Raw genomic sequence first — 25421 nt, forward strand, 5'->3', positions numbered from 1 at the left:
GTGGTTTTCGCCTCTCCTCGCACGCGGGAAGAGGCCGACGCGCCGCGAGCGATGCGCAGCATCGTCTCGCGCGCGGCGGGCGAGGGGGGCTCTCAGCGCGTTCAACTCTCATCATCCCCTTGGAGACTCCCCCTCACCCAACCCTCTCAGAGCGAGCGTAGCTCGTCTCGACCCCGCAAGCGGGGCGAGGAGGCACACCGTCGGCGCTGCGGCGCATTGTGCAAAGCAACATTGCATCTCGCGTGAACTTGATCGGGATCAAGTTTCAAATCGCACGATAGGGCATTTTGCCCAAATGCCCCTCAGAGCCAAATGTGGGATAGCCGCATGGACATTAGAGCTGGAAAAGCTCTAAGAAGATGCGTCCCTTTTGGTCAGTTCCGTCTCAGGTTTTGCCGATGGATTACGCCCAGTTCTTCAATTCCGCCCTCGATCGTCTTCACACCGAGCGGCGCTATCGCGTGTTCGCCGACCTCGAACGCACGGCCGGCCGGTTCCCGCACGCAGTCTGGCACTCGCCCAAGGGCAAGCGCGACGTCGTGATCTGGTGCTCCAACGATTATCTCGGCATGGGCCAGCACCCGAAGGTGGTCGGGGCCATGGTCGAAACCGCGACCCGCGTCGGCACCGGCGCCGGCGGGACCCGCAACATCGCCGGCACGCATCATCCGCTGGTGCAGCTCGAGGCCGAACTCGCCGACCTCCACGGCAAGGAAGCCGCGCTGCTCTTCACCTCCGGCTATGTCTCGAACCAGACGGGCATCGCGACCATCGCAAAGCTCATTCCGAACTGCCTGATCGTGTCGGACGAGCTCAACCACAATTCGATGATCGAAGGCATCCGCCAGTCCGGCTGCGAACGCGTCGTGTTCCGTCACAACGATCTCGCGCATCTCGAAGAGCTGTTGAAGGCTGCGGGTCCGAACCGGCCGAAGCTGATCGCCTGCGAGAGCCTCTATTCGATGGACGGCGACGTCGCCCCGCTCGCGAAGATCTGCGATCTCGCCGAGAAGTACGGCGCGATGACCTATGTCGACGAGGTCCACGCCGTCGGCATGTACGGCCCGCGCGGCGGCGGCATCGCCGAGCGTGACGGCGTCATGCATCGCATCGACATCCTCGAAGGCACCCTCGCAAAGGCGTTCGGCTGCCTCGGCGGCTACATCGCCGCCAACGGCCAGATCATCGACGCCGTGCGCTCCTACGCGCCGGGCTTCATCTTCACCACCGCGCTGCCTCCCGCGATCTGCTCGGCCGCGACCGCCGCGATCAAGCACCTGAAGACCTCGAGCTGGGAGCGCGAGCGCCACCAGGACCGCGCCGCTCGCGTCAAGGCGATCCTCAACGCCGCCGGCCTACCGGTGATGTCGAGCGACACCCACATCGTGCCGCTGTTCGTCGGCGATCCCGAGAAGTGCAAGCAGGCCTCCGACCTGCTGCTCGAAGAGCACGGCATCTACATCCAGCCGATCAACTATCCGACCGTCGCCAAGGGCACCGAGCGCCTGCGCATCACGCCCTCGCCCTATCACGACGATGGCCTGATCGATCAGCTCGCCGACGCCCTGCTGCAAGTGTGGGACCGCCTCGGCCTGCCGCTCCGCGAGAAATCGCTGGCGGCGGAGTAGGCCTCTTCGCCTCTTCGCCTCTTCCCCAAATCCAACTCTCATCGAGCCCGGGGCTACCCCCCCTCCCCAACCCTCCCCCGCAAGGGGGGAGGGAGCGATACAGTTGCGCTTTCCTCACCTCGATTGAGTGCAACTGTCTGACGCGGGGCTGGTCTCACCTTAACGACAACCCCAGTTCCCGCTCCCACACAGCATTTCGCTGTCGCTTGCGCCCGTCCAAAGCGCTAGATTTGCAGGGAAAATGAGAGCGGGCGCTGTCACGCCCAGGGAGAACGCACGGACCAATGTTGCACGACTGGGGCGTGATCGCCGCCGCCTTCGGCTATATCAGCTTCCTGTTCCTGGTGGCGAGCCACGGCGACCGCCGTTCGCCGGCCGGGCCCGGCCGCGCCTCCGGGCTGATCTATCCGCTGTCGCTGGCGATCTACTGCACCTCCTGGACCTTCTTCGGCTCGGTCGGCTTCGCCACCCGCAACTCAACCGACTTCCTTGCGATCTATGTCGGCCCGATCCTGATGATCGGGCTCGGCGCCGGCGTGCTACGCCGCGTGATCCAGCTCGCGAAGGCCCACAACATCACTTCGATCGCCGACTTCATCGGCGCGCGCTATGGCAAGAGCCAGGCGGTGGCGGCCACCGTGGCCCTGATCGCGATCATCGGCTCGGTGCCCTACATCGCGCTCCAGCTCAAGGCGGTCGCCTCCTCGCTCGCAACGATCCTGAGCGAGGACCAGGCCTTCTCTCACATCCCGATCCTCGGCGACATGGCGCTGATGGTGACGCTGGCGATGGCAGCCTTCGCGGTGCTGTTCGGGACGCGGCAGACCGACGCCACCGAGCACCAGCACGGCCTGATGCTGGCGGTCGCGACCGAATCCATCGTCAAGCTGGTCGCCTTCATCGCCGCCGGCATCTTCGTCACCTTCTGGATGTTCTCGCCGCATGAATTGATCGAGCGCGCGATGAAGACGCCCGAGGCGGTGCGCGCGATCGAGTATTCGCCGTCGATCGGCAACTTCCTCACCATGACGCTGCTGTCGCTCTGCGCGATCATGTTGCTGCCGCGCCAGTTCCACGTCAGCGTGGTCGAAAACTCGTCCGACGCCGAGGTCGGCCGCGCGCGCTGGCTGTTCCCGCTCTATCTCGTCGCCATTAATTTGTTCGTGATCCCGATCGCCCTCGCCGGCCTCGTCATCTTTCCGTTCGGTGTGGTCGATCCGGACATGTACGTGCTGGCGCTGCCGATGGAGCGCGGTGCGGGACTCCTCAGCGTCGCAGTCTTCGTCGGCGGCCTGTCGGCGGCGACCGCGATGGTGATCGTCGAATGCGTCGCGCTCTCCATCATGGTCTCAAACGACCTCGTGGTGCCGCTGGTACTGCAACGGCGGCCGGAGGGGCGCACCGGCGGCGCCGATTTCAGCGACTTCCTGCTGCGCTCGCGGCGGCTCGCGATCTTCGCCATCATGGTGATGGCCTATTTCTACTACCGCGCGCTTGGCAACACCCAGCTCGTGGCGATCGGTCTGCTCTCCTTCGCCGCCATCGCCCAGCTTGCACCAAGCTTCTTCGGCGGATTGCTGTGGCGGCGCGCGACCGCGCGCGGCGCGATCGGCGGCATGCTGGTCGGCTTCGCGGTGTGGCTCTACACGCTGTTCATCCCGAGCTTCATGGACACCTCGACTTCAGGCATCCTGCTGCTCCAGCACGGTCCGTTCGGGATCGAGGCGCTACGGCCGCAGGCGCTGTTCGGCGCCGACCTGCCGCCGCTGATGCATGGCGTTATCTGGTCGCTGTCGCTCAATATTCTCACTTATGTGCTGCTGTCGCTGGCGCGGCACCCGTCTTCCATCGAGCTGGTGCAGGCCGATCTGTTCGTGCCCAACACGCTCGCGCCGATCTCCCCGAATTTTCGCCGCTGGCGCACCACCGTCACGGTGCAGGACATCCAGACCACGGTGGCGCAGTATCTCGGGCCCGACCGCGCACGACATTCGTTCGAAGCCTTCTCCGCAAGACGCAACGTTCGGCTGGAGCCCGCGGCGCCCGCCGATTTCGAGCTGTTGCAGCACGCCGAGCGCCTGATCGCCTCCTCGATCGGCGCGGCCTCCTCGCGGCTCGTGATGTCGCTCCTGCTGCGCAAGCGGACCGTCTCCGCGAAGGCCGCGCTGAAACTGCTCGACGATTCCCATGCGGCGCTGCATTTCAACCGCGAGATCCTCCAGACCGCGCTCAACCATGTGCGCCAGGGCATCGCGGTGTTCGACGCCGACCTGCAACTGATCTGCTCCAACCGTCAGTTCGGCGATCTCCTCAACGTGCCGCCGCATTTCATCCAGTTCGGCACGCCCTTGCGCGAAATCCTGGAATTCATGGGCGTGAGCGATCCGGACGATCCGTCCGCGCGCGAAGCCATGCTGGAGCGGCGGATCGCGGCCTACACCACCGACGGCGAGCCCTATCTCGAGCGCCTGCCGGAACGCCATATGGTGATCGAGGTGCTCACCAACCACATGCCCGGCGGCGGCTTCGTCATCACCTTTACCGACGTCACGCCGACATTCGAGGCCGCGGAAGCGCTGGAGCGCGCCAACGCGACGCTGGAAAAGCGCGTGCGCGACCGCACCGAGGAGCTGACGCGGCTGAACTCCGAGCTGGCGCGGGCCAAGAGCACGGCGGAAGACGCCAGCATCTCCAAGACGCGCTTCCTCGCCGCCGCCAGCCACGACATTCTCCAGCCGCTCAACGCGGCGCGGCTTTACGTCACGAGCCTGGTCGAACGCCAGCACAGCGGCGAGGAGACGCGGCTGGTCGAGAACATCGACGAGTCGCTCCAGGCGATCGAGGAGATCCTCGGCGCGCTGCTCGATATCTCGCGGCTGGATGCCGGCGCGATGACGACCTCGATCTCGAGCTTCAAGATGGCCGACTTGATGCGTTCGCTGGAGATCGAGTTCGCGCCGATCGCGCGCGCCAAGGGTCTCGAGCTCACCTTCGTGCCCTGCTCGCTGCCGGTCGAGTCGGACCGCCTGCTGCTGCGGCGCCTGCTCCAGAACCTGATCTCCAACGCGATCAAGTACACACCGCGCGGCCGCGTGCTGGTCGGCTGCCGCCGCCGCGGCGCCTCGCTCAAGATTTGCGTCTACGACACCGGCGTCGGAATCCCATCGGTCAAGCGTGGCGAGATCTTCAAGGAATTCCACCGCCTCGAACAGGGCGCACGGATCGCGCGCGGCCTGGGCCTTGGCCTGTCGATCGTCGAACGGCTGGCGCGCGTGCTCAAGCACGGCATCGCCATCGACGGTAATCCGAGCGGCGGCTCGGTGTTTTCCGTGACGGTGCCGACGGCGAAAGCGATCACCCACACCGCCGCCGTGACCAGCGCGACGCCGCTCGCGCGCACGCCGATCTCGGGCGCCCTGATCGTCTGCATCGAGAACGACGCGGCGATCCTCGACGGCATGCGCACGCTGCTAAAGGCCTGGAACGCCGAGGTGATCGCGGTGGCCGATCCCGAAGGCGCGATCGCCGCGATCGAAGCTGCCGGGAAGCGCGTCACCGGCCTGCTCGTCGATTACCATCTCGACCGTGGCAACGGCATTGCCGCGATCCGCGAGATCCGCCGCCGCTTCGGCGACACCATCCCCGCGATCCTCATCACCGCCGACCGCAGCCCCGCCGTGCAGGTCGCCGCGCGTGAGGAGAATATCGCGGTGCTCAACAAGCCGGTGAAGCCGGCTTCTCTCCGCGCCCTGCTCGGCCAGTGGCGAACGCAGCAGATGGTCGCGGCGGAGTAACGCGCGCGGCAGGTCAGTAGTCGGTCGAGACGCTGAGCGCGCGCCACCTATCGAGTTCCTCGAGGCGTTGCCGATCCGTCGTTGCGATGGCGCTTACCGCATCGCTGCCGAGCGCAATCCGGAGAGGCGGACGATCCATATCGACGAGCTTCAACAGGACAGTGGCAGCCTTCGCCGGATCACCCGGTTGGCGACCATCGTACTCGCGCTGCATCCTGACAGCAGCTCCAACGACTGCATCGTAGTCGGCACGACCTTCACCGGTCGCATGCGCGGCCTGCGCAAAGCCGGTCCGGAAGCCGCCGGGCTCGACGATCGTCACGTGCACGCCGACCAGCGCCATCTCGCGCGCCAGGGATTCCGAAAAGCCTTCGATCCCCCATTTCGCAGCCGAATAGGCCGCGCGGGCCGGAGCACCGATACGTCCACCGACGGATGAGAACTGCACGATGTGTCCGCGGCGCCGCCGACGCAGCACAGGGATCGCCGCCTTCGTGACGATGATGGTGCCGATCAGGTTGACCTCGATCTGCTGACGGAACGACTCCAGGCTCGTGTCCTCGACCGATCCGAGTTCGCCATAGCCGGCGTTGTTCACGACCACATCGACGCCGCCAAACGCCTCTACGGCGAGGCCGATGGCCGCTTGCGCTGCCGCCTCGTCGGTCACGTCGAGCGCTACGAGCCGCACTCTGTCGCCGAAGCATTCAAGCAACGGGTCGAGCGGCACCGTGTCACGAGCCGAAGCAACCACGCGATCTCCCGCCACAAGCGCGGCCTCCGCGATAGCCCACCCCAGACCGCGCGAGCTGCCGCTGATGAACCAGGTCTTCGACATCGTCGTCTCCCGGGGCTCAGGGCGCGAGCCGTGTGAAGACGTAATCGCGGCTCTTGGCGCGGGCTTCGTGACAGGCGAAGCAGGTGCGGTGCTGGGCCTCGTCGACCGGCTTGCCGTTGACGAAGCGGCCAAACCCCCAGCCGCCGGTGGCGGCATATTTTTTCGAATCCTTGACCATCACCTGCACCGTGGTGGCGGCGCCAGGAATCGTCGCGGACGCGAATTCGGGTGACTGCTTCCGCTTCCAGGCGCGCTTGACCAAAATGGTGCCGTCAGGGAATGGAAACTTTCCAGCCTGATAGGCGTCGATTGCGGTCTGGTTGCCGACCACGGCGCGAAGCTCGTCGAGCGGCGCAGCCTCCTCGGCCGGTGCGATCAGCTCCCACTGCTTGTAGCCCTGTGGAATCGTGACGCCGAAGATCGGCGACGCATCGGCTGTCGCGCGTTCCGCCGGCCCCTCCGCAAGGGCGATCGTGACGAGGTACGGCACGCAGGTCAGGAAAACGACGAGAAGGATCATGGCGAGCACGATCACCGTCGGGAAGGAGAATCTTTTCTTTTCAGTTTCGGTTGTCGTCATGACGCTTGATCAGGTTGGGATGGAAAGGAAGAACCTCGGTCCAGTCAGGCTGGACCGAGGTACAGATGAATCCTTAGGCACCGTCGGCGTCGATGACAGCCTTGGCAAAGGCTTGTGGTGCCTCCTGGGGCAGGTTGTGGCCGATGCCGCCGGTAATCAGGCGATAGTCGTACCGGCCAGAGAATTTCTTGGCGTAGGCGCTGGCGTCGGGATGTGGCGCGCCGTTGGCGTCGCCTTCCATCGTGATTGTCGGCACGCCGATCACGGGAGCGGCCGCAAGCTTCTTTTCGAGTTGCTCGTATTTCGCCTCGCCCTGGGCGAGCCCGAGCCGCCAGCGGTAGTTGTGGATCGTGATCGCGACATGATCCTTGTTGTCGAGCGCCGCCGCGCTCCGGTCGAAGGTGGCGTCGTCGAACTTCCACTGCGGCGAGGCGAGCTTCCAGATCAGCTTGGCGAAGTCGTGCGTGTATTTCTCGTATCCGGCGCGGCCGCGCTCGGTGGCGAAATAGAATTGATACCACCATTGCAGCTCGGCCTGCGGCGGCAGCGGTGCATTTCCGGCGGCCTGGCTGGAGATCAGATAGCCGCTGACCGACACCAGCGCGCGGCAACGATCCGGCCACAGCGCGGCGATGATATCGGCGGTGCGCGCGCCCCAGTCGAAACCGGCGACGACCGCCTTCTTGATGTTGAGCGCATCCATCAGCGCGATGATGTCGACAGCCATCGCGGCAGGCTCGCCATTGCGCGGCGTCTCGCTGGAGAGGAAGTGCGTCGTGCCGTAGCCACGCAAATACGGGATGATCACGCGATAGCCGGCCTGCGCCAGGATCGGCGCAACATCGACGAAGCTGTGAATGTCGTAGGGCCAGCCGTGCAGCAGGATCGCCACGGGACCGTTCGACGGACCGGCCTCCGCATAGCCAACATTGAGGACGCCGGCATCGATCTGCTTGATCGCGAAGGACGCCTTCGTCGAGGAGGAGCGCGGCGCCTCCGATTCAGCGCGGGCGAGGCTCATTACGCCGAGGCCGGCTGCGACGGTGCCGGCGGCGACGCCGAAAAACTGGCGCCGGTGTTGGTCGATGATCTGCTTCATGATGGTGCTACCTTGCTGATGGTTGTTGGAGGGTGCGTCAGATCAGCGCGACCGTGACGTCGATGTTGCCGCGGACGGCCTTGGAATAAGGACAGGTCTCGTGCGCCTCATCGACGATGCCGCGCGCGATATCGCGATCAAGGCCCGGCAGGCTGACATTGAGACGCGCCCTGAGCGAATACGCGCCCTCGTCAAGAATGAGGTCGATCTCCGCATCGATCGCGCTTTTCCTGGGAAGGTCGATCTTCCGCTTGCGGGCCGCGATCTCCATCGCGCCTTCGAAGCAGGCCGACCAGCCCGCCGCGAACAATTGCTCGGGATTGGTGCCTATGCCTGTGCCACCCGGCGGCGAGAGCTTGACGTCCAGACGGCCGTCCGAGCTGCGGGACGTTCCGTCCTGGCGCCCTCCGACGGTGTGCGTCCGGGCCGTATAGAGCAGTTTTTCCGTTTGCGTCATGATGTCTCCTTGCGGTCGCGCAACTGACTAGCAGCGGCCACCGCAGCACACCCGTTTGGACTTGTGAGAAGTTGTGAGGCCTCAGCTTGCAGCCGATCACGAGGCCTGCGCACGCGGTCTGAGCCAAATGCAGGGGCGGCCTTGCCGGATCACGATCGTCTGGCTATCCGGTACCTTCAAAAGGACCAAGATTCTGCCATGACCGAGCCGGGCGGCACCGCAGCGGGAACTCTATCGTTCGGGCCATTCATCGTGACGCCGCATGAAAGACTCGTGACGCGCGGCGGCGTCGTGCTGTCGCTCGGCGCGAGAGCGTTCGACACGCTGATCGCGCTGATGTCGCGACCGAACGAGGTCGTCAGCAAACAGGATCTGATGGCGCTGGTGTGGCCCGGCATGACCGTCGAAGAAGCCAATTTGCGCTTTCACGTCGCAACCCTTCGCAAGGCGCTCGGCGACGGCAAGGCCGGCGCACGCTATATCACCACGCTCTCCGGGCGCGGCTATTGTTTCGTGGCGCCGATCTCGCAAATGGAGAGCCCGGTAGAGCGCGACCCCGCACCGCGGACGGGTCCGCCGCTGGTGAAATTGCCGAACCGTCTGCAGCGGATGGTCGGCCGCGACGAAGCGGTCGCCGCCGTCTCGGACAAGCTCGTCATCTCGCGCTTCGTCACGATCGCCGGCCCGGGCGGCGTCGGCAAGACCGCCGTTGCGGTGGCGATCGCTCACGACCTGCTCGAAACGTTCTCCGACGCTGCACATTTCGTTGACCTTGCCGCGCTCAGCGATCCCGATCTCGTGATCACCTCGATCCTGCTGATGCTGGGCCTGCCGGCACAGGCCGACGATTCCTTACCCGCGCTGCTCGCGCATCTCCGGGACAAGCGGATGCTGCTGATCCTGGACAATTGCGAGCATGTCATCGCCGCTGCGGCGCCGCTTGCCGCGGCGATCTTCCACGCCGCGCCGCATGTTCATATCCTGGCGACGAGCCGCGAAGCCCTGCGCGTCGAGGGCGAGCAGGTCTATCGATTGGCACCGCTTGCCGTGCCACCTGACAGTGCCGGACTGACGGCGACCACCGCGCAGACCTATCCCGCGCTTCAGCTGTTCCTCGAACGAGCGTCAGCCGGTGGCGCGCAGATCGCGCTCGACGATGCCAATGCTGCGATCGTCGCCGGAATCTGCCGCAAGCTCGACGGCATGGCGCTGGCGATCGAGCTCGCCGCCGGCCGGGTCGAAGCCTACGGCCTCGAGCGGACGGCGGCGCTGCTCGACGAGCGCCTCAACCTGCTCTGGCAGGGCCAGCGCACCGCGCCGCCGCGACAGAAGACGTTGCAGGCGACGCTGGACTGGAGCTACGGGCTCCTGTCCGACATTGAGCGCCTCGTGCTGCGCCGGCTTGCGGTCTTCGCCGGTCACTTCACCATCGACGCAGCGCTCGAGGTCGTGCCGGACGAACGCGTCGACCGCTCCCACCTGTTCGACGCCATCGACAGCCTCGTCGCCAAGTCCATGGTCGCGCCGCGGCCGATCGGCGCCATGATGCGCTACCGTCTCCTCGATACGACGCGCGCCTATTTGCTCGAAATCGAGCCGAACGACGCGGCGCTCGCCGCCCGCCACGCGACCTACTACCGGCGATGGCTGGAGCAGGCCGGCACGACATGGGCTACGGTACCGAGCGCCGACGAACGCGCGATCCATTTCTCCGCGCTTCACAACGTGCGCGCCGCGCTGGACTGGTGCTTCGGCATGGGCGGCGACGTCCGCATCGGCATTGCGCTCGCCGCGGCTGCGGCGCCGATCTTCCTGGCGATGTCCTTGCTGATCGAATGCCGGCGCTGGTCGGAACGGGCGCTGCTCGCGATCGATCCTTCCGCGCGCGGCGGCGCCGAGGAAATGCACATCCAGGCCGCACTCGGACTGACCTTGATGTTCACGCGCGGCGGCAGCGAGGCGGCACGCGGCGCGTTGAGCAGGAGCCTTGCGATCGCCGAGACGCGCGGCGACCAGCAGAACCAGCTCCAGCTACTCGGCCGCATGCATATCTTCCACGAGCGGATGGGACAGTTCGACGCCGCGCTTGGTTTTGCGCAGCAGAGCCTCACGGTCGCCGAGGCGCTCGGCGATGCGGCCTCGATCGCCCTCGCCCATTCGCTTCTGGGCGTCTCGCTGCATCTGGCCGGCGAGCATCGCGACGCGCTGAACATGCTGGAGGCCGCGTGGCGGGGACCGGGCACGGAACGGATCAGCACAGTGTACGGCTTCGATCATCGCAACCGGGCCGGCATATCGCTCGCGCGAGAGCTTTGGTTGCAGGGCCGGCCCGCGGATGCGCGGCGATTGGCCCAGCAGACGGTCGCCGAGGCGGCGGAGATGGATCATCCGATCACGCTCTGCATTGCATTGATTTGGATGGTCTCGATCGATCTCTGGAGCGGAGACCTCGACGGCGCGGAAGAGAACATCGACCGCTTCATTGCACATGCCACGTCGCGCTCGATGGGTCCTTATCTCGCGGTCGGCCGAGGCGTCAAAGGCGAACTGGCGATCCGGCGCGGCGACGCCGCAAGCGGCGTCGAGACGATACGTGCCAGCCTGCGCGAGCTTCACGACGCCGGCTATGAGCTGCTCACCACGACATTCAACATCGCGCTGGTTCAAGGCTTGTTGGCGCTTGGACGGAGTGAACAAGGCGCGGTCCTGATCGACGATGCGATCCGCCTCGTCGAGCAAAGCGGTGATCATCTCTACATGCCGGAGCTGCTGCGCATGAAAGCCGAGGTGTTGCTGTCCCTTCCCGAGCCCAACGCCGGGAAAGCAGAAGTCCACCTGATGCAATCGCTGGAGCTTGGCCGCCGCAAGGGCGCGAAAGCCTGGCAGTTACGGGCCGCGATCGATCTCGCCGAGCTCATTGCCGAACGCGGCCAGCGCGAGGAAGCAAAAGGATTGCTTCAATCGGCCCTCGAAGGCTTCGCCGAGGGTCCGGAGACGGCGGACATCACGGCCGCCAACAGGCTGCTGGAAATATTGTAACCGCGGACCGCCTCGGCGCCCCGCAATGACGGAGCGCGGCTACCCCGTCGGGGTGCCCTGCTTCCACTGGCCGCCGGCGATCTTGGCCGCAGCGATCACCGCCTGCGTGCGGCTCTCGACGCCGAGCTTTTGCAGGATCGCCGAGACATGCGCCTTGATGGTGGCCTCGGAGACGCCGAGCTCGTAGGCGATCTGCTTGTTGAGCAACCCTTCCGACAGCATCATCAGGACCCGGACCTGCTGCGGCGTCAGCGTCACCAGGCGGTCACGCAGGCGCGTCATGTCGGGATCGGTCGCGGCCGACAGGTCGGTGTCGGCAGGAACCCAGACGTCGCCCTCCATCACCTTGAGGATGGCATCGCGCAACGTCTCGACGCCGAAACGCTTCGGAATGAAACCGGAGGCGCCGAAATCGAGCGAGCGGCGGATCGTGGCGCTGTCGTCGGAGGCCGAGACGATCACCACCGGGATCGCCGGATATTGCGCGCGCAGATAGATCAGGCCGGAAAAGCCGGAGATCCCGGGCATCGAGAGGTCAAGCAGGATCAGGTCGACGTCGGAGGTTTGTTCCAGCAGCTTGGTCAGATCCTCGAACGATCCGGCCTCGTCGATCCTCGCCGCGGTCAGGACGCTGGCCACCGCCTGCCGCAGCGCATCGCGGAACAGAGGATGGTCATCGGCAATGACGAGATGGGTCGAGGGAGCGGTCATCGTTCTCTTGCTGGCAATCGCACCGGCCAGTAGGCCGGCCCGGGGGGCCTTGGTCAATTCTTTCCCGACCCGCTGTGGCATGCAAGTGGACAATATCCCTTTGCGGGAACGGGGTTAATCCACCGTCGAGCACTATTCTGCCGGATCGGGGGTCCCCAGCGTCAGGCACGCGTCAGTGCGCAAGGCCAAAAGTCGTATTGGGGCGAGTTTCACGCCGATGTTACCTTGCGGTTAAGACCCAGGTTGATCCGGCTTGCCCGGACAGCCGGGACGCGAGGAAATGCATTTTCGGGGAGCTCATTTACAATGTCTACAATGGCTGCAACGTCGGCACGGTCGCCCGGCATGACGAAGGATGAGCGTTTCGTCATCCTCGCATCGTCGCTCGGCACCGTCTTCGAGTGGTACGACTTCTATCTTTACGGATCGCTGGCCGGCATCATCGGCGCGCAGTTCTTCTCGGATTATCCGCCAGCCACCCGTGACATCTTCGCGCTGCTCGCCTTCGCGGCAGGCTTCCTGGTGCGCCCTTTCGGCGCGATCGTATTCGGCCGGGTCGGTGACATCGTCGGCCGCAAATACACCTTCCTCGTCACCATCCTCATCATGGGCATGTCGACCTTCATCGTCGGCCTGCTGCCGAACGCGGCAACCATCGGCATCGCCGCCCCGATCATCCTGATCGCACTGCGCCTCGCCCAGGGTCTGGCACTCGGCGGTGAATATGGTGGTGCGGCGACCTATGTCGCCGAGCATGCCCCGAACGGCAGGCGCGGCTACTACACTTCCTTCATCCAGACGACCGCCACGCTCGGCCTGTTCCTGTCGCTGCTGGTGATTCTGTTCACCCGCACCGCGACGGGCGAAGCCGACTTCGCGAAGTGGGGCTGGCGCATCCCGTTCCTGGTCTCGGTGCTGCTGCTCGGCATTTCGGTCTGGATCCGGCTGCGTCTCAATGAATCGCCGATCTTCCAGAAGATGAAGGACGAGGGGAAGAGCTCGAAGGCGCCGCTGACGGAGGCCTTCGCGAACTGGCAGAACGGCAAGCTCGTCCTGCTCGCTTTGCTCGGCGGCACCATGGGCCAGGGCGTGGTCTGGTACACCGGCCAGTTCTATGCGCTGTTCTTCCTGCAATCGATCCTCAAGGTCGACGGCTATACCGCGAACCTGTTGATCGCCTGGTCGCTGCTGTTCGGCACCGGCTTCTTCGTCGTGTTCGGCGCACTCTCCGACAGGATCGGCCGCAAGCCGATCATCCTCGGCGGCTGCCTGATCGCGGCGCTGACCTTCTTCCCGATCTTCAAGATGATCACCACCAACGCCAACCCGGCGCTGGAGAAGGCGATCGAATCAGCGAAGGTCGAGGTGGTGGCCGATCCCTTGAGCTGCGGCGATCTGTTCAACCCGGTCGGCACCCGCGTCTTCAGTGCGCCTTGCGACATCGTGCGCTCCTTCCTGTCACAGTCGTCGGTTAAGTACACGACGACCGCCGGCCCGGCAGGCTCGGGGGTCAAGGTCGTCGTCAACGGCAAGGAAGTGCCCTACGCAAACGCCAAGGACGGCAACCCGGCGGTCCTCGCCGCGGTGCAGGCGGCGGGCTATCCCAAGGCCGGCGACGCCGGCATCGTGAAGATGTCGAACCCGTTCGACATCTTCCGTCCGCAGGTGGCTGCGATCATCGGCCTGCTGTTCATCCTGGTGATCTTCGTCACCATGGTGTACGGGCCGATCGCGGCGATGCTTGTCGAGCTGTTCCCGACCCGCATCCGCTACACCTCGATGTCGCTGCCCTATCACATCGGTAACGGCTGGTTCGGCGGCCTCCTGCCCGCGACCGCGTTCGCGATCGTGGCCTCGACCGGCGACATCTATGCCGGCCTCTGGTACCCGATCGTGTTCGCAGTGCTCACCGCGGTGATCGGTTTCCTGTTCCTGCCCGAGACGAAGGACGTCGATATCAAGGCGACCTGATCGGACAAGCGATCCCTGCCAATGCAAGCCGGCCGCGGATTCCGCGGCCGGTTTTGTTTTGACGGCTACTGATTGCTGCCGATGAATTGCAGCACCACCTCGCGACGGTGCGGGCGGCTGCGATGCTCGATCAGATAGATCGCCTGCCAGGTGCCGAGCGCGAGCTTGCCGTTCAGGACCGGGACCTGAAGCGAGGTCTGCGTCAGCATGGTCTTGATATGCCCGGGCATGTCGTCGGGCCCCTCGCTGTCGTGGATCCAGCCGGCATTTTCGGGCGCGAGGCGTGACAGCGCCGTTGTCAGATCGACGAGCACGGAAGGATCGGCGTTCTCCTGGATCGTCAGCGAGGCCGAGGTGTGACGGATGAACAGCGTCAGCGCGCCGTCGCGTGCGTGAGTCTCGTCGACGAACTTCGCGGCGTCGCTGGTGAGATCGGTGAAGCCGCGGCCCGGCGTCTGCACGGTGAGCAGCGACGATACGATGGTGGTGGCTTGCACCGTGGACGGTGCTGAACGTGTCAGCGAACTGGTCGATGTCATGAAAGGTCTCGATCTATCGAACTCTGCCGTAGGGTCGGCAAAGGCGCATACGCGCCGCGCCCACGTCTTCTCCGGTTATCGTGGAGGCACGGTGGGCACGGCGCGAGTGCGCCTTGCCCACCCTACGACAGTTCAACGCATGGATGGCGCGAAGGGGTCCTCAAATCTTCCCCGACACGTCCTTTTGCACGCGGTTGGCCATCTCGATCAGCCGCCGCCACGCCTTTTCCAGGAACGACATCACGCGATCGACATCCTGGTCGCTCGGCAGCGGGATCTCGATCTTGCGGTCGCCCTCGGCGACCTTCGGCTCGGCCTTCTTGAGCGGATCTGACTTCGGCAGCGCCTCGTCGATCTTGCCCGACACGGTCGGCCCCGCCGCGAGTTGTTCCTTCAGCTTCTCGACCTCGGCCTGGAGCCTGCCGATCTCGGCGTCGAACGCGGCACGTTCGTCGGGCACCGCGTAGCAGCCCCAGCCGGCGCCGTTCCTGGTGCAGGTCGACATCGCGCCGGTGCGGGTGTCGAGCCGCAGCACGCCCTCGGGGATCGGCGTCATGCTGTAGCGGCCGTTTTCGCTGTCGGGCGCGGATTGTGCGGCCACCAGGCTGCCGCTGGAGGCCATCATCGCCGCGAGCGCCGCGGTCGCAAGCCATGATGTTGTGGATGACGTCGCTGGTCTCATCGCCCTCTCCGCCACGATGCGCAGGTGGCACGCCTGCAATTCTACACCCCGGCACCAGAATCTGCCGCCGAAAAGCGGTCATCAAATCAACGATCACGGCTGCCCCTTTGATCCCGGCAGCACGGCGAAATGGCGACCGGATCCGCCGATCATGAGAAGAGCTGCTGCGGTGCGGCGTCACGCTGTGTGCAGCGCTGCCGCGCGAGCCAATATAATCAAGCAAATCAGATACATAACAGAAAGCGACGCAATCGTGACTTGGCTTGACTTGATTATGGTCGGTCAGTATGGTCCGCGCGGCTTTTGAGGGTGGCGGGCGTAGTTTCCATTCAACCGCAGCGTTTCGGGTCTTCGTTGCATGACACAGGGCACGGGACACGGCGAGAATGGAGATCGCGATAGAACGCCCGAGGAAGCTGCGCTTTCCGAACGGCTCGGAAATCTTGATCAGCGGTTGTCCGAATTTCGCGGCCGCCACGTCAAGACCGAGCAACCCGCAGGTGACGGTGGAGACGGAGCGGCCAGAGCCTCGGCGATGGCGCTTGGCTTCCGGTTATCCTCCGAGTTGGTCGCCGGGGTCGTTGTCGGAGCGGGGATTGGCTGGGGTTTCGACCGCTTGCTGTCGACGTCGCCTTTCGGATTCATCGTGTTCCTGCTGCTGGGCTTCGTGGCCGGCGTGGTGAACGTGGTGAGGACGGCGGGCGCGGGTCAAAACAGGCGCGGTGGTTCGTAGCTGGTCCCACCAGGAGAGGAATGATCGTGCCGGCCTCGCCGGTACGGGCCGGCCCGGCCGGTAGACCGAGACCAGCCGGCATTGCCCGGCAGACCAAGAGATGCCGCGCTGATGAAAATCGACCCGATCCACCAGTTCAACATCGAGCCTCTCTTCACCCTGGGCCATATCGGCAATCACACGATCGCCTTCACCAATTCGTCGCTCTACATGCTGGTGGCGGTCGCGATCATCTCGATCCTGATGCTCGCCAGCGGCACGCAGCTCGTTCCGGGCCGCCTGCAGTCGGTCGCCGAAATCTCCTACGAGTTCGTTGCCTCGACCATCCGTTCGACGGCCGGCGCGGAAGGCATGAAGTTCTTCCCGCTGATCTTCTCGCTGTTCATGTTCATCTGCGTGTCGAACCTGGTCGGCATCATCCCCTACACTTTCACGATCTCGAGCCACCTGATCGTCACCGCCGCGCTCGCTCTGCTGGTCTTCTTCACCGTCCTGATCTACGGCGTCTACAAGAACGGCCTGAAATTCTTCAAGATTTTCGTTCCCCACGGCGTTCCCGGCTACATCCTGCCGCTGGTCATGTTCATCGAGGTCCTGTCGTTCTTCCTGCGGCCGGTCTCCCACAGCGTCCGTCTCTTCGCCAACATGCTGGCCGGCCACATCGCGCTGAAGGTGTTCGCGGGCTTCGTCGCCATGCTCGGCTTCTCGCTCGGCGCCATCGGCTGGGTCGGCGGCGTGCTGCCGCTGGCGCTCACGGTCGCGCTGACCTCGCTGGAGCTCCTGGTCGCGTTCCTCCAGGCCTACGTGTTCGCGATCCTGACCTGCATCTACCTCAACGACGCCATTCATCCGGGACACTGAGCGGTCCGGGGAATTTCCACCCACAACCCAATCTTTCTTCCAAGGAGTCTAAAATGGATCCGGCAGCAGCAAAACTTATCGGCGCGGGCATCGCGTGCATCGGCATGGGCGGCGCGGGCGTCGGCGTGGGCGTGATCTTCGGCAACTACCTCGCCGCAGCCGTCCGCAACCCGTCGGCTGCTCAGGGCCAGTTCGGCAACCTGATTTTCGGCTTCGCCGTGACCGAAGCGCTCGGCATCTTCTCGCTGCTGATCGCGCTGCTGCTGCTGTTCGTTCCGCTCTGAGGACGACGTTTTTCGCGCCGTTCCAGCCTCTGGGACGGCGCGTGTGACAGCAACAGGAGATCTCCATGGCTGAGAGTCATGGCGGCGCAAAGGGTCCGGCGGCGGGCGCCCATACCGAGGCTGACGGTGGTCACCACGGTGGCGGCTTCCCGCCGTTCGAAAGCAGCACCTTTGCTTCGCAATTGGTGTCGCTCGCGATCTTCTTCGTCGTGCTTTACGTGATCGTGTCCAAGCTCGCCCTGCCGCGCATCGGCGGTGCGATCGAGGCGCGTCAAAACAAGATCGAGGGTGACCTCGCCGAAGCGCAGAAGCTGAAGGATCAGTCCGACGCGGCGCTGAAGGCCTATGAAAGCGAGCTCGCTGCGGCGCGCACGCGGGCGCAGGCGATCGGCAACGAATCCCGCGACAAGGCGAATGCGCAGGCGGAAGCCGAACGCAAGACGCTGGAAGAGCAGTTGGCGGCCAAGCTCGCCGGGGCGGAGAAGACCATCGCCTCGACCCGCGCCACCGCCATGAGCAACGTCCGCGGTATCGCGGCCGATGCGGCAGGCCAGATCGTGCAGCAGCTCACCGGCGTCGTGCCCGACGCTGCGGCGGTCAATGCCGCGGTCGATGCGTCCTTGAAGGGTTAGTCGATATGTTCTTCGAACCTGAATTTTGGGTCGCCGTCGCCTTCGTGATCCTGATGGTCGTGTTCGGCTATCTCGGGATCTTCAAGACGGCGATGAGCGCGCTCGATCATCGCGCCGACCGCATCAAGGCCGAGCTCGACGACGCGACGCGCCTCAAGCAGGAAGCGGCCAAGGTGCTCGCCGACTACAAGGCACGCAGCGCCACGGCCGAGCGCGAGGCCGCCGACATCATCGCCAACGCCAAGTCCGAAGCCGAGCGCATCGCGACCGAAGCCAAGGCGAAGATGGAAGACTTCGTCGCCCGTCGGACCAAGACCGCGGAGAGCAAGATCGCGCTCGCCGAGGCCCAGGCGGTCGCCGACGTCCGCGCCGCAGCCGCGGAAGCCGCCGTCCAGGCCGCCTCCACGATCCTGTCGCAGTCGGTCAAGGGCCAGGTCGCCGACGACCTGCTCGCCAAGGGCATCAACGAGGTTCGGCAGAAGCTGAACTGAGGGGTCTTGCCTTCACCAATCAAAAAGCCGGCGCGCGAGCGCCGGCTTTTTTGTTGGCTGTAAGACTCTCGTGTCCCGGACGCGGCGCGGCGTGAAATGACGCGACGCAGAGCCGGGACCCATGCGCTCGCGACCAATGGGCCCCGGCTCTGCGGTGCACCCGCCATAGCGCGTCAACGACGCGCGTAAACGCGCTTATTGCGCTGCACCGCGTCCGGGGCACGAGACCTTTTACTTCTTCTTTCCCCGCGCCTTTGGCTCGGGCGACAACGCCTGCGGGTCGAAGCCAACATAGAAGATGTAGGAATCGGCGGCCGCCGCCGAGGGCACCGGATAGGCCAGGTCCTCGGCAACGAAGGTGAACGGCACGCTGCCGCTCTCCGACATCTCGACCGTAGTCCGGTAGGCCTTCGAGGCGATCACCTTCTCGCCGACGCCGCCCTGCACCACCGCGACGCGCAAGGGGACCTCGACCGTGGCAGGCGCGCCGGCGGGACCGGCGATGACGCGGCCCTGGATGCCGACTCGGGCCGTGATCTGGCCACCGCTTCGCGAGCATTCGCGCGCCATTTTGGTGATCGAGGCCTGGAAGCGAACGTCATTGCCGACGGCCTGCTTGCCGGTCATACCGACGGCGTAGGTCGAAGCCCCGGCGCGCACCGTGACCTGCGGGCAATCGACGTCGTCATCGGCCGCCGGTTGGCCCGGCGCAGGCGCCGGGTTGGGCTGGGCCGGCTCGTCGGATTTGCCGCCGAACAGGCTCTTGAACCGGTCGGTCAGGGACTGGGCCGCCACCGGCGAGACGGAGGCGAGCGCAACCGACAACGCCAGCGCGACCGCCGTTCCCCGCCGCAACACATTCCGCGACGACCGAAGCTCCTTCACCATCAACGCCCGTACTCCATGACAATTTGCCGGCCGATCGCTGGCCGGGTTTGCGCGTTATATCGTCAAAATCGGCGAACCCAAGGCAGGAAACAAGGCAGGAAACAAGGAAGCAAACGAGGCCGCACCAACGAGACTTTGGTCACATGAATGGACGGGTTCAGCCGCGGAAATCTTCATGCAGCAGGCCGAACAGCAAGTGGTCCTGCCAGACCCCGTTGATGCAGAGATAGCGGCGGGCAAGTCCTTCGCGGGAGAAGCCGCACTTCTCCAGCACCCGGATCGACGGCGCATTGGTGGGGATGCAGGCGGCCTCGACCCGGTGCAGGTTGAGCTCGCCGAACAGCGTCGGCAACAGTACCCGAAGCGCAGCCGTCATGTAGCCGCGATGGGCATGGGGCTGGCCGACCCAGTAGCCGATGGTGCCGGCCTGCACGATGCCGCGCCGGACATTGGCCAGCGTGATGCCGCCAACCATGGCGCTATCGAGCTCCCGGAAGATCAGGAAGGGATAGGAGCGGTCCGCGGCGATGTCCTCGGAATAGCGACGCAGACGGCGGCGGAAGCCGGACCGGGTGAGATCGTCCGACGGCCAGATCGGTTCCCAGGGCGTCAGATAGTCGCGGCTGGTCTCGCGCAGATGGGCCCATTGCAGGAAGTCCGACATCTGCGGGGCGCGCAGCAACAGTCCGTTGCCGCGCGGGGCGAGGGCGGCGGGTCCACTGGATGGCAGGCGAAACAGGGCCATGGTGATGCTTCCCGGGGCGGGTCAGCGCGGCTCCTAATGCAGCCGCGCCTTGGCGCGCGCCCGCGTCAATCCTTCCGCAAAAGATACCGCCGTGTCCAGACCCCTGCCACTGCCTAATGCGACAACCGCAGGCCGGCTCCGCGAGAGCAGCGCACGCGCCGCATCGCGGGTCGATTCGACGCTGACGGCGTCGATCCGGGCCACCAGCTCCTGCACCGTCTGCGGCCGGCCATAGGCGAGCACGTGCCGGGCGAGCTGCTCGGCACGCGAGGAGCAGCTCTCCAGCGCCATCAGCAGGCCAGCCTTCATCTGCGCCTTGGCGCGCGCGATCTCGGCCTCGGTCAGGGTCTCCACCGAATCATTCATGACATCGACCACGACCTCCATCATCTCCGGCGCATCGGCCGGATCGGTACCGGTGTAGAGGCCGAAGAAGCCGGTGTCGGTGTAGGGCGCGTGGAAGCTGTAGATCGAGTAGCAGAGGCCGCGCTTCTCGCGCACCTCCTGGAACAGTCGCGAGGACATCCCGCCACCGAGGATGTTGGTGAAGACCTGGAGCGAGAACAGGGACAGATCGGTCTGCGGCACGCCTTCCAGCGCCAGCGTCAGATGCGCCTGCTCGAGCTCGCGGTGCACCACCTTGGCGCCGCCCTTGCCGAACATCGCCGCCTGCGGCTTCGGACCCGGCGTCGCCTCGAAGCTCGCAAAGCGATTCTCGACCTCGGCAACCACCTGCTTGTGATCGACTGCACCCGCGGCCGCCACCACCATGTCGGGACCTCGGTAATGGGTCGACAGATAACCGCGCAGCGAGTCGCGGTTGAAGCTGCGCAAGGTCTTCGCAGTTCCAAGCAACGAGCGCCCCATCGGCTGATCGGGATAGCAGAGCTCATTGAGGTGCTCGAACACGACGTCGTCGGGCGTGTCCTGCGCAGCTCCGATCTCCTGCACGATCACGTTCTTCTCGCGCTCGAGCTCCTCCGGCTCGAAGGCGGGATTGGCGAGGATGTCGGAGAGCACGTCGAGCGCGAGCGGCACGTCGGCCTTCAGCACGCGCGCATAATAGGATGTCGTCTCGGTCGAGGTGCCGGCATTGAGATCGCCGCCGACCGCTTCGATCTCCTCCACGATCTCGCGGGAGGATCGCCTCGTCGTGCCCTTGAACGCCATATGCTCGAGCAGGTGGGAGATGCCGTGCTCGTCCGGCTTCTCGTCGCGTCCGCCGACGCCGGCCCAGACGCCGAGCGCCGCGGTTTCGAGATGGGGCATCTTGTCAGTGACGACGGTCAGGCCGGAGGCAAGCTTGGAAATCTCGACGCTCATCCGGCAACTCCCTCTTTCGCGGCGCGGCTGACCGACAGCACGAACCGCTCGACCTCGGCCTGATCGTTCTTCATCACCTTCATGTGTTCGGATTTGGTCATCAGCCCGTCGAGCCAGGCCGGCAGTTGCGGCCGCTGGCCGCAGGCCGCCTCGACCGCGTCGGGGAATTTGGCCGGATGGGCGGTGGAGAGCACGATGCTGGGCACCGTGGTGTCGGTGGTGTCGCGGTCGGCGACAGCGAGCGCGACCGCCGTGTGGGGATCGACGAGCTCGCCCGCCTCGCGCCAGGCGGCCCGGATCGCAGCCGCGGTTTCAGTCTCGTCGGCGCGGCCGGCGTCGAACTCCTCACGGATCGCGGCCAGGGTCGCATCGGGCAGCACGAAGCGCCCCGATTGCTTGAGCGAGTCCATGAGACGGCGCACGCCGGCCGCATCGCGCCGGCCCGCCTCGAACAGCAGCCGCTCGAAATTCGAGGAGATCTGGATATCCATCGACGGCGACGCGGTCGCGTGCACCTCGCGCACCTCGTAGATCCCGGTCTTGAGCGTGCGCGCGAGGATGTCGTTGACGTTGGCGGCAATGCGCAGGGTCCGCACGGGAAGACCCATGCGCTTGGCGACATAGCCCGCGAAGATGTCGCCGAAATTGCCCGTCGGCACGACGAAGTCCACCGCGCGCGCCGGCGCTCCAACGGCGACCGCCGACGTGAAATAGTAGACCACCTGGGCAACGATGCGCGCCCAGTTGATGGAATTGACGCCGGACAGCGAGGTCGCATCGCGGAAGCGATGGTTGTTGAACATCCCCTTCACGAGTGCCTGGCAGTCGTCGAACGTGCCCTCGATGGCGAGCGCATGGACATTGGCCGCGCCCGTCGTCGTCATCATCCGCTGCTGCACCTCGGAGATGCGGCCGTGCGGGAACAGCACGATCAGATCGACATTCTCGAGCCCCGCAAACGCCTCGACGGCGGCGCCGCCGGTGTCGCCCGAGGTCGCGACCACGATGGTGGTGCGCTGGCCACGCTTGGCAAGCACATGGTCCATCAGCCGCGAGATCAGTTGCATCGCCACGTCCTTGAAGGCGAGCGTCGGACCGTGGAACAGCTCCAGCACGAACTGGTGCGGCGACATCTGGCGCAGCGGCACCACCGCGGGATGGCGGAAGGTGGCATAAGCCTCGTTGGCCATGCGGCCGAGCTCGGCGTCTGAAATCTCGCCACCCGCGAAGGGGCGGATCACGTCGACGGCGACCTCCCAATAGGGGCGACCGAAGAAGCCGGTGATGGTCTCTGCCGAGAGCTGCGGCCAGATGGCCGGCACATACAGGCCGCCGTCGCGGGCAAGCCCGGTCAGCATCACGTCGCAGAAGCCGAGTTCGGGGGCCTCGCCCCGGGTCGAGATATAACGAGTCAAACTGCCCTCCAAAGGCCGGCCGAGCCCAAGCTCGACCTGTAAGCCTTTGATTTTACGAAAATACTTGTTAACAGCCAGAGGCTTTGGCCCACCATAAAGTGTTTTGCGGCATCGGGAAACCGCTTCCCGCCTGCACCCCGTCCAACGCAAAAGGGCTGCGGCGATGCCGCAGCCCTCTCTTGGAAGGTCTGTCGTTGATGTGTGCAGACCAGTTTGCCTCGTCCGGGTCGCTGACCCGCTCGAACTGCTCCCGCAAGCTTTCGTCAGCTGTCACGATATCGTCAAGGGCGAAAACGGCGAACGCCGGAAGATGTTCCTATTTTTCCCGGCGTGTTTCATCGTCCGCAGCACGGCTTTGGGAATGCTCGCCCTAGAGCCATTTCCGTTCCGATGGAATCGGAACGGGGCTCTAGACTCATATTCTGACGCGTTTTCTTGACGCGAACCGGTATCCATTTCGCTCGAAAACGCTCTAGATTGCCATTTTTTCCCGAGGCATGCGTATGGCTCCGGAACGATTGCCGCCTTGGCCCATTGTGTCGTCGGATGGTGTCGGCGTTGTCCCATGCATTGCCTGTGCGCCGAGACCGGTCCGCCCCCGCCGAACCGGCTGCATCCTGGAGCAGCGGGTTCGGCGCACGGGACGTCAGCTCATCCCGATTTCCACCGCGACCCTGATCAGGTCGGAATGGTTCTTGGCGCCAAGCTTCTGCTTGAGTAGGGACGTGGTGTTGGCGACCGTCTTGTAGGAGATGCCGAGCGCCTCGGCGACCTCGACGATCTTGTCGCCGCGTCCGAGCAGGCGGAGAATCTCGAGCTCCCGCGGCGTCATCTGCGAGGCCGGGTTGGCCTTGATCGCGGCGCCGGAGAACGTCACGGCCTCCGCAAGCTGCGGCGATATGTAATTGTCACCTGCGACCACCTTGCGCACCGCCTTGAGCAGAATCCTGGGATCGTCGCCCTTGGAGACATAGCCCTGCGCGCCAAGCTCGACGGCCCGCACCACGAAGGCCGGATCGTCGTTCATGCTGAACATGATGATCTTTGCGTCGGGATCGTCCTTGCGGATCCGACGCATCAACTCGAAGCCGGAGACGTCGGGCAGGCTGATGTCGATCACGGTCACGTCGGGCCGCTTGCTCACATAGGCACGATGGCCGGATTTCGCGTCAGTCGCCTCGTCGATCCGGATCGAATGGTCAGACGCGAAAAGGGTGCGACAACCTGACAGCACCACAGGGTGGTCGTCGACGATCAGGATCCTGGTCGCCGGCTTGGCGGTATCTTGCATCGCGCGCTCTCTGTTTTTCGACTCATAGACCGACGGGAACAAATGGAAAGAGAGAAATCCGTCGGAACGCGTTAGAATTGACCTAATGTGGCAACGGCTCTCCTTCAGAACGCGGCTGTTTCTCCCGCTCGGCGTGGGTTTCCTCGCCGCGCTGATCATGGGCGGCGTGCTGCTCCAGACGTTCGCGACCGGCCAGCTGGCCGACGAGACTGAGCCGGGCCGGCGCTCGACCCGCACTGTCGCCACCGCCCTCAACAGCACCCTGAGCATCGCGGACAATCCGCGGAAGATGCTCGAAGCATTTGTCCATTCTTTGGACGCCTCCTCGGATATTCAGTTCCGTCCTGTGGAAGCGGGTCCCGCGCCCTCCGTGAAGGACAGCCTGCGCGATCTGCATGGCGTGCCGCAATGGTTCGTCAACCTGATCGTCATTCCGGACACGGACGTGGCATCTCCGGTAATCATCGACGGCAGGCGCGTCGGCGACATCGTATTCATGCCCGACCTGTCCGCCGACCTGTTCGAGAAATGGATCGGCTTCCTTGCGCTGACGAGCCTCATCGCCGTGATGATGGTGCTGACCGGAACGATCACCTACCTCTTCGTCGGATCTGCGCTACGCCCCCTGCAGAATCTCGGCGCGGGCCTCACGCGAATACGGCGCGGCGATTATTCGACGCCGATCCCGGTGGCAGGACCGCCGGAGATCCGGCAGAGCTGCGAGGAGGCCAACGCGCTGGCGACCACGCTCGCGCAATTGAACCAGGACAATCGCGACCTGTTGCACCGTCTGGTGTCGCTCCAGGACAATGAGCGGCGCGATCTCGCGCGCGAATTGCACGACGAGCTCGGTCCGTTGCTGTTCAGCATCCGCGCCGGCACGATCGCGCTGATCGAGGCCCCGCCGCAGGTGGGAAATCTCTGCAATTCTGTGCAGGAGGTGCTGCAGTCGGTCGAGGCGCTGCAGCAGACCAACCGTCGCATCCTCGACCGGCTGCGGCCGCTGTACATTGAGGAGTTGGGCCTCGAGACCAGCTTGCAGACGCTGCTCCAGAACTTTCGCAAGCAGGCGCCGCATATTGGCCTCACAGCGACGATCGATCCCGACCTCAACGGGATCGACGGGCCGCTCGCCCAGACCGTCTATCGCCTGATCCAGGAAGCGCTGACCAACGTGTTGCGCCACGCCGGAGCGAGCAATGCTCAGGTGCAGGCAACCATTTCCGGCCGGGCCATCGCCATCGAGATATCCGACGACGGCGCCGGCTTTCCCGCCAACAACGTCTTCGGCCGGGGCCTGACCGGCATGCACGAGCGCGTGCGCGCGCTCAGCGGATCACTGTCTTTGCTGCGCGCAGACGAGCAAACCTATGTACGCTGCCACCTGCCGGTCGGAGCGACGCGAGACGCGACGGCATGA

The 25421-nt window shown here is 65.0% G+C and carries 22 protein-coding genes; 10 read left to right on the plus strand and 12 right to left on the minus strand.

Annotated elements, in window-relative coordinates:
* The first annotated feature begins 398 nt into the window (after window positions 1–398).
* Both hemA and AC630_RS35400 read left to right on the plus strand, forming a co-directional pair.
* Entirely contained in the window at window positions 399–1628 is a 1230-nt protein-coding gene (gene hemA, locus AC630_RS35395) for a 5-aminolevulinate synthase (RefSeq protein ID WP_074123039.1), read from the plus strand.
* Window positions 1629–1912: 284 nt separating this feature from the next.
* A complete protein-coding gene (locus AC630_RS35400) occupies window positions 1913–5422 on the plus strand; it encodes a PAS domain-containing hybrid sensor histidine kinase/response regulator (protein WP_074123040.1) in 3510 nt (1169 codons plus the stop codon).
* 13 nt (window positions 5423–5435) lie between these two features.
* On the opposite strand, the gene AC630_RS35405 is transcribed toward AC630_RS35400, so the two are convergent.
* The 4 genes from AC630_RS35405 to AC630_RS35420 all read right to left on the minus strand — a co-directional run bounded on the left by AC630_RS35405 (window position 5436) and on the right by AC630_RS35420 (window position 8396).
* A complete protein-coding gene (locus tag AC630_RS35405) occupies window positions 5436–6260 on the minus strand; it encodes an SDR family NAD(P)-dependent oxidoreductase (protein ID WP_074123041.1) in 825 nt (274 codons plus the stop codon).
* Between the two features lie 16 nt (window positions 6261–6276).
* Window positions 6277–6840: a cytochrome P460 family protein gene (locus tag AC630_RS35410; RefSeq protein ID WP_143198560.1), complete on the minus strand. Its 564-nt coding sequence runs from the start codon at window positions 6838–6840 to the stop codon at window positions 6277–6279.
* A 73-nt stretch (window positions 6841–6913) separates the two neighbouring features.
* Window positions 6914–7939, minus strand: coding sequence for an alpha/beta fold hydrolase (locus tag AC630_RS35415; RefSeq protein ID WP_074123042.1), 1026 nt, complete (start codon window positions 7937–7939; stop codon window positions 6914–6916).
* A gap of 37 nt (window positions 7940–7976) precedes the next feature.
* Window positions 7977–8396, minus strand: a complete 420-nt coding sequence (locus AC630_RS35420) for an organic hydroperoxide resistance protein (RefSeq protein ID WP_074123043.1) — start codon at window positions 8394–8396, stop codon at window positions 7977–7979.
* A 198-nt stretch (window positions 8397–8594) separates the two neighbouring features.
* On the opposite strand from AC630_RS35420, the gene AC630_RS35425 reads away from it, so the two are divergent.
* The gene (locus AC630_RS35425; protein WP_074123044.1) at window positions 8595–11435 is read left to right on the plus strand and encodes an ATP-binding protein; all 2841 of its coding nucleotides are present in this window, start codon (window positions 8595–8597) and stop codon (window positions 11433–11435) included.
* A 39-nt stretch (window positions 11436–11474) separates the two neighbouring features.
* On the opposite strand, the gene AC630_RS35430 is transcribed toward AC630_RS35425, so the two are convergent.
* Complete coding sequence (locus tag AC630_RS35430) at window positions 11475–12146, minus strand: response regulator (protein WP_074123045.1); 672 nt, start codon at window positions 12144–12146, stop codon at window positions 11475–11477.
* 345 nt (window positions 12147–12491) lie between these two features.
* On the opposite strand from AC630_RS35430, the gene AC630_RS35435 reads away from it, so the two are divergent.
* Window positions 12492–14117 carry an MFS transporter gene (locus tag AC630_RS35435; protein ID WP_208867090.1) on the plus strand — a complete coding sequence of 542 codons (1626 nt, stop codon included), beginning with the start codon at window positions 12492–12494 and terminating at the stop codon, window positions 14115–14117.
* Window positions 14118–14182: 65 nt separating this feature from the next.
* Here the strand turns inward: AC630_RS35435 and AC630_RS35440 are convergent, their stop codons facing one another.
* Both AC630_RS35440 and AC630_RS35445 read right to left on the minus strand, forming a co-directional pair.
* A complete protein-coding gene (locus tag AC630_RS35440; protein WP_074123047.1) occupies window positions 14183–14656 on the minus strand; it encodes a secondary thiamine-phosphate synthase enzyme YjbQ in 474 nt (157 codons plus the stop codon).
* 160 nt (window positions 14657–14816) lie between these two features.
* Window positions 14817–15338, minus strand: a complete 522-nt coding sequence (locus tag AC630_RS35445; RefSeq protein ID WP_074123079.1) for a hypothetical protein — start codon at window positions 15336–15338, stop codon at window positions 14817–14819.
* Between the two features lie 358 nt (window positions 15339–15696).
* Here AC630_RS35445 and AC630_RS35450 point away from each other — a divergent pair, with 358 nt between their 5' ends.
* The 5 genes from AC630_RS35450 to AC630_RS35470 all read left to right on the plus strand — a co-directional run bounded on the left by AC630_RS35450 (window position 15697) and on the right by AC630_RS35470 (window position 18339).
* Window positions 15697–16071 (plus strand): AtpZ/AtpI family protein, encoded by a 375-nt coding sequence (locus tag AC630_RS35450; protein WP_074123048.1) that lies wholly within the window; start codon window positions 15697–15699, stop codon window positions 16069–16071.
* 111 nt (window positions 16072–16182) lie between these two features.
* On the plus strand, window positions 16183–16932 hold the full coding sequence (locus AC630_RS35455; protein WP_074123049.1) for a F0F1 ATP synthase subunit A: 750 nt from the start codon (window positions 16183–16185) through the stop codon (window positions 16930–16932).
* Window positions 16933–16985: 53 nt separating this feature from the next.
* Window positions 16986–17216 carry a F0F1 ATP synthase subunit C gene (locus AC630_RS35460; protein WP_007599451.1) on the plus strand — a complete coding sequence of 77 codons (231 nt, stop codon included), beginning with the start codon at window positions 16986–16988 and terminating at the stop codon, window positions 17214–17216.
* Between the two features lie 65 nt (window positions 17217–17281).
* A complete protein-coding gene (locus AC630_RS35465) occupies window positions 17282–17848 on the plus strand; it encodes a F0F1 ATP synthase subunit B (protein WP_074123050.1) in 567 nt (188 codons plus the stop codon).
* A gap of 5 nt (window positions 17849–17853) precedes the next feature.
* Window positions 17854–18339: a F0F1 ATP synthase subunit B family protein gene (locus AC630_RS35470; protein WP_074123051.1), complete on the plus strand. Its 486-nt coding sequence runs from the start codon at window positions 17854–17856 to the stop codon at window positions 18337–18339.
* A 231-nt stretch (window positions 18340–18570) separates the two neighbouring features.
* Here AC630_RS35470 and AC630_RS35475 read toward each other — a convergent pair whose 3' ends face one another.
* The 5 genes from AC630_RS35475 to AC630_RS35500 all read right to left on the minus strand — a co-directional run bounded on the left by AC630_RS35475 (window position 18571) and on the right by AC630_RS35500 (window position 24001).
* Window positions 18571–19227, minus strand: a complete 657-nt coding sequence (locus tag AC630_RS35475) for a hypothetical protein (protein WP_074123052.1) — start codon at window positions 19225–19227, stop codon at window positions 18571–18573.
* Window positions 19228–19384: 157 nt separating this feature from the next.
* The gene (locus tag AC630_RS35480; protein WP_074123053.1) at window positions 19385–19972 is read right to left on the minus strand and encodes a GNAT family N-acetyltransferase; all 588 of its coding nucleotides are present in this window, start codon (window positions 19970–19972) and stop codon (window positions 19385–19387) included.
* 33 nt (window positions 19973–20005) lie between these two features.
* Window positions 20006–21295, minus strand: coding sequence for a M16 family metallopeptidase (locus tag AC630_RS35485; RefSeq protein WP_074123054.1), 1290 nt, complete (start codon window positions 21293–21295; stop codon window positions 20006–20008).
* A complete protein-coding gene (thrC, locus tag AC630_RS35490) occupies window positions 21292–22710 on the minus strand; it encodes a threonine synthase (protein ID WP_074123055.1) in 1419 nt (472 codons plus the stop codon). The genes AC630_RS35485 and thrC overlap by 4 nt, the downstream gene beginning before the upstream one ends.
* Before the next feature lie 646 nt (window positions 22711–23356).
* Entirely contained in the window at window positions 23357–24001 is a 645-nt protein-coding gene (locus AC630_RS35500) for a response regulator transcription factor (protein ID WP_074123080.1), read from the minus strand.
* An 85-nt stretch (window positions 24002–24086) separates the two neighbouring features.
* Between AC630_RS35500 and AC630_RS35505 the strand changes: the two genes are divergently transcribed.
* On the plus strand, window positions 24087–25421 hold the full coding sequence (locus AC630_RS35505; RefSeq protein ID WP_074123057.1) for a histidine kinase: 1335 nt from the start codon (window positions 24087–24089) through the stop codon (window positions 25419–25421).

It is taken from the genome of Bradyrhizobium sp. AS23.2 (assembly GCF_001908185.1).
Taxonomy (GTDB): domain Bacteria; phylum Pseudomonadota; class Alphaproteobacteria; order Rhizobiales; family Xanthobacteraceae; genus Bradyrhizobium.

Coding starts and splice junctions, on each gene's coding strand:
- AC630_RS35450 (WP_074123048.1), top strand. CDS start 15,697: ATGACACAGGGCACGGGACACGGCGAGAATGGAGATCGCGATAGAACG.
- AC630_RS35430 (WP_074123045.1), bottom strand. CDS start 12,146: ATGACCGCTCCCTCGACCCATCTCGTCATTGCCGATGACCATCCTCTG.
- AC630_RS35480 (WP_074123053.1), bottom strand. CDS start 19,972: ATGGCCCTGTTTCGCCTGCCATCCAGTGGACCCGCCGCCCTCGCCCCG.
- AC630_RS35465 (WP_074123050.1), top strand. CDS start 17,282: ATGGCTGAGAGTCATGGCGGCGCAAAGGGTCCGGCGGCGGGCGCCCAT.
- AC630_RS35440 (WP_074123047.1), bottom strand. CDS start 14,656: ATGACATCGACCAGTTCGCTGACACGTTCAGCACCGTCCACGGTGCAA.
- AC630_RS35445 (WP_074123079.1), bottom strand. CDS start 15,338: ATGAGACCAGCGACGTCATCCACAACATCATGGCTTGCGACCGCGGCG.
- AC630_RS35425 (WP_074123044.1), top strand. CDS start 8,595: ATGACCGAGCCGGGCGGCACCGCAGCGGGAACTCTATCGTTCGGGCCA.
- AC630_RS35475 (WP_074123052.1), bottom strand. CDS start 19,227: ATGGTGAAGGAGCTTCGGTCGTCGCGGAATGTGTTGCGGCGGGGAACG.
- AC630_RS35415 (WP_074123042.1), bottom strand. CDS start 7,939: ATGAAGCAGATCATCGACCAACACCGGCGCCAGTTTTTCGGCGTCGCC.
- AC630_RS35470 (WP_074123051.1), top strand. CDS start 17,854: ATGTTCTTCGAACCTGAATTTTGGGTCGCCGTCGCCTTCGTGATCCTG.
- AC630_RS35405 (WP_074123041.1), bottom strand. CDS start 6,260: ATGTCGAAGACCTGGTTCATCAGCGGCAGCTCGCGCGGTCTGGGGTGG.
- AC630_RS35455 (WP_074123049.1), top strand. CDS start 16,183: ATGAAAATCGACCCGATCCACCAGTTCAACATCGAGCCTCTCTTCACC.
- hemA (WP_074123039.1), top strand. CDS start 399: ATGGATTACGCCCAGTTCTTCAATTCCGCCCTCGATCGTCTTCACACC.
- AC630_RS35420 (WP_074123043.1), bottom strand. CDS start 8,396: ATGACGCAAACGGAAAAACTGCTCTATACGGCCCGGACGCACACCGTC.
- AC630_RS35500 (WP_074123080.1), bottom strand. CDS start 24,001: ATGCAAGATACCGCCAAGCCGGCGACCAGGATCCTGATCGTCGACGAC.
- AC630_RS35460 (WP_007599451.1), top strand. CDS start 16,986: ATGGATCCGGCAGCAGCAAAACTTATCGGCGCGGGCATCGCGTGCATC.
- AC630_RS35435 (WP_208867090.1), top strand. CDS start 12,492: ATGACGAAGGATGAGCGTTTCGTCATCCTCGCATCGTCGCTCGGCACC.
- AC630_RS35410 (WP_143198560.1), bottom strand. CDS start 6,840: ATGACGACAACCGAAACTGAAAAGAAAAGATTCTCCTTCCCGACGGTG.
- AC630_RS35485 (WP_074123054.1), bottom strand. CDS start 21,295: ATGAGCGTCGAGATTTCCAAGCTTGCCTCCGGCCTGACCGTCGTCACT.
- AC630_RS35400 (WP_074123040.1), top strand. CDS start 1,913: ATGTTGCACGACTGGGGCGTGATCGCCGCCGCCTTCGGCTATATCAGC.
- AC630_RS35505 (WP_074123057.1), top strand. CDS start 24,087: ATGTGGCAACGGCTCTCCTTCAGAACGCGGCTGTTTCTCCCGCTCGGC.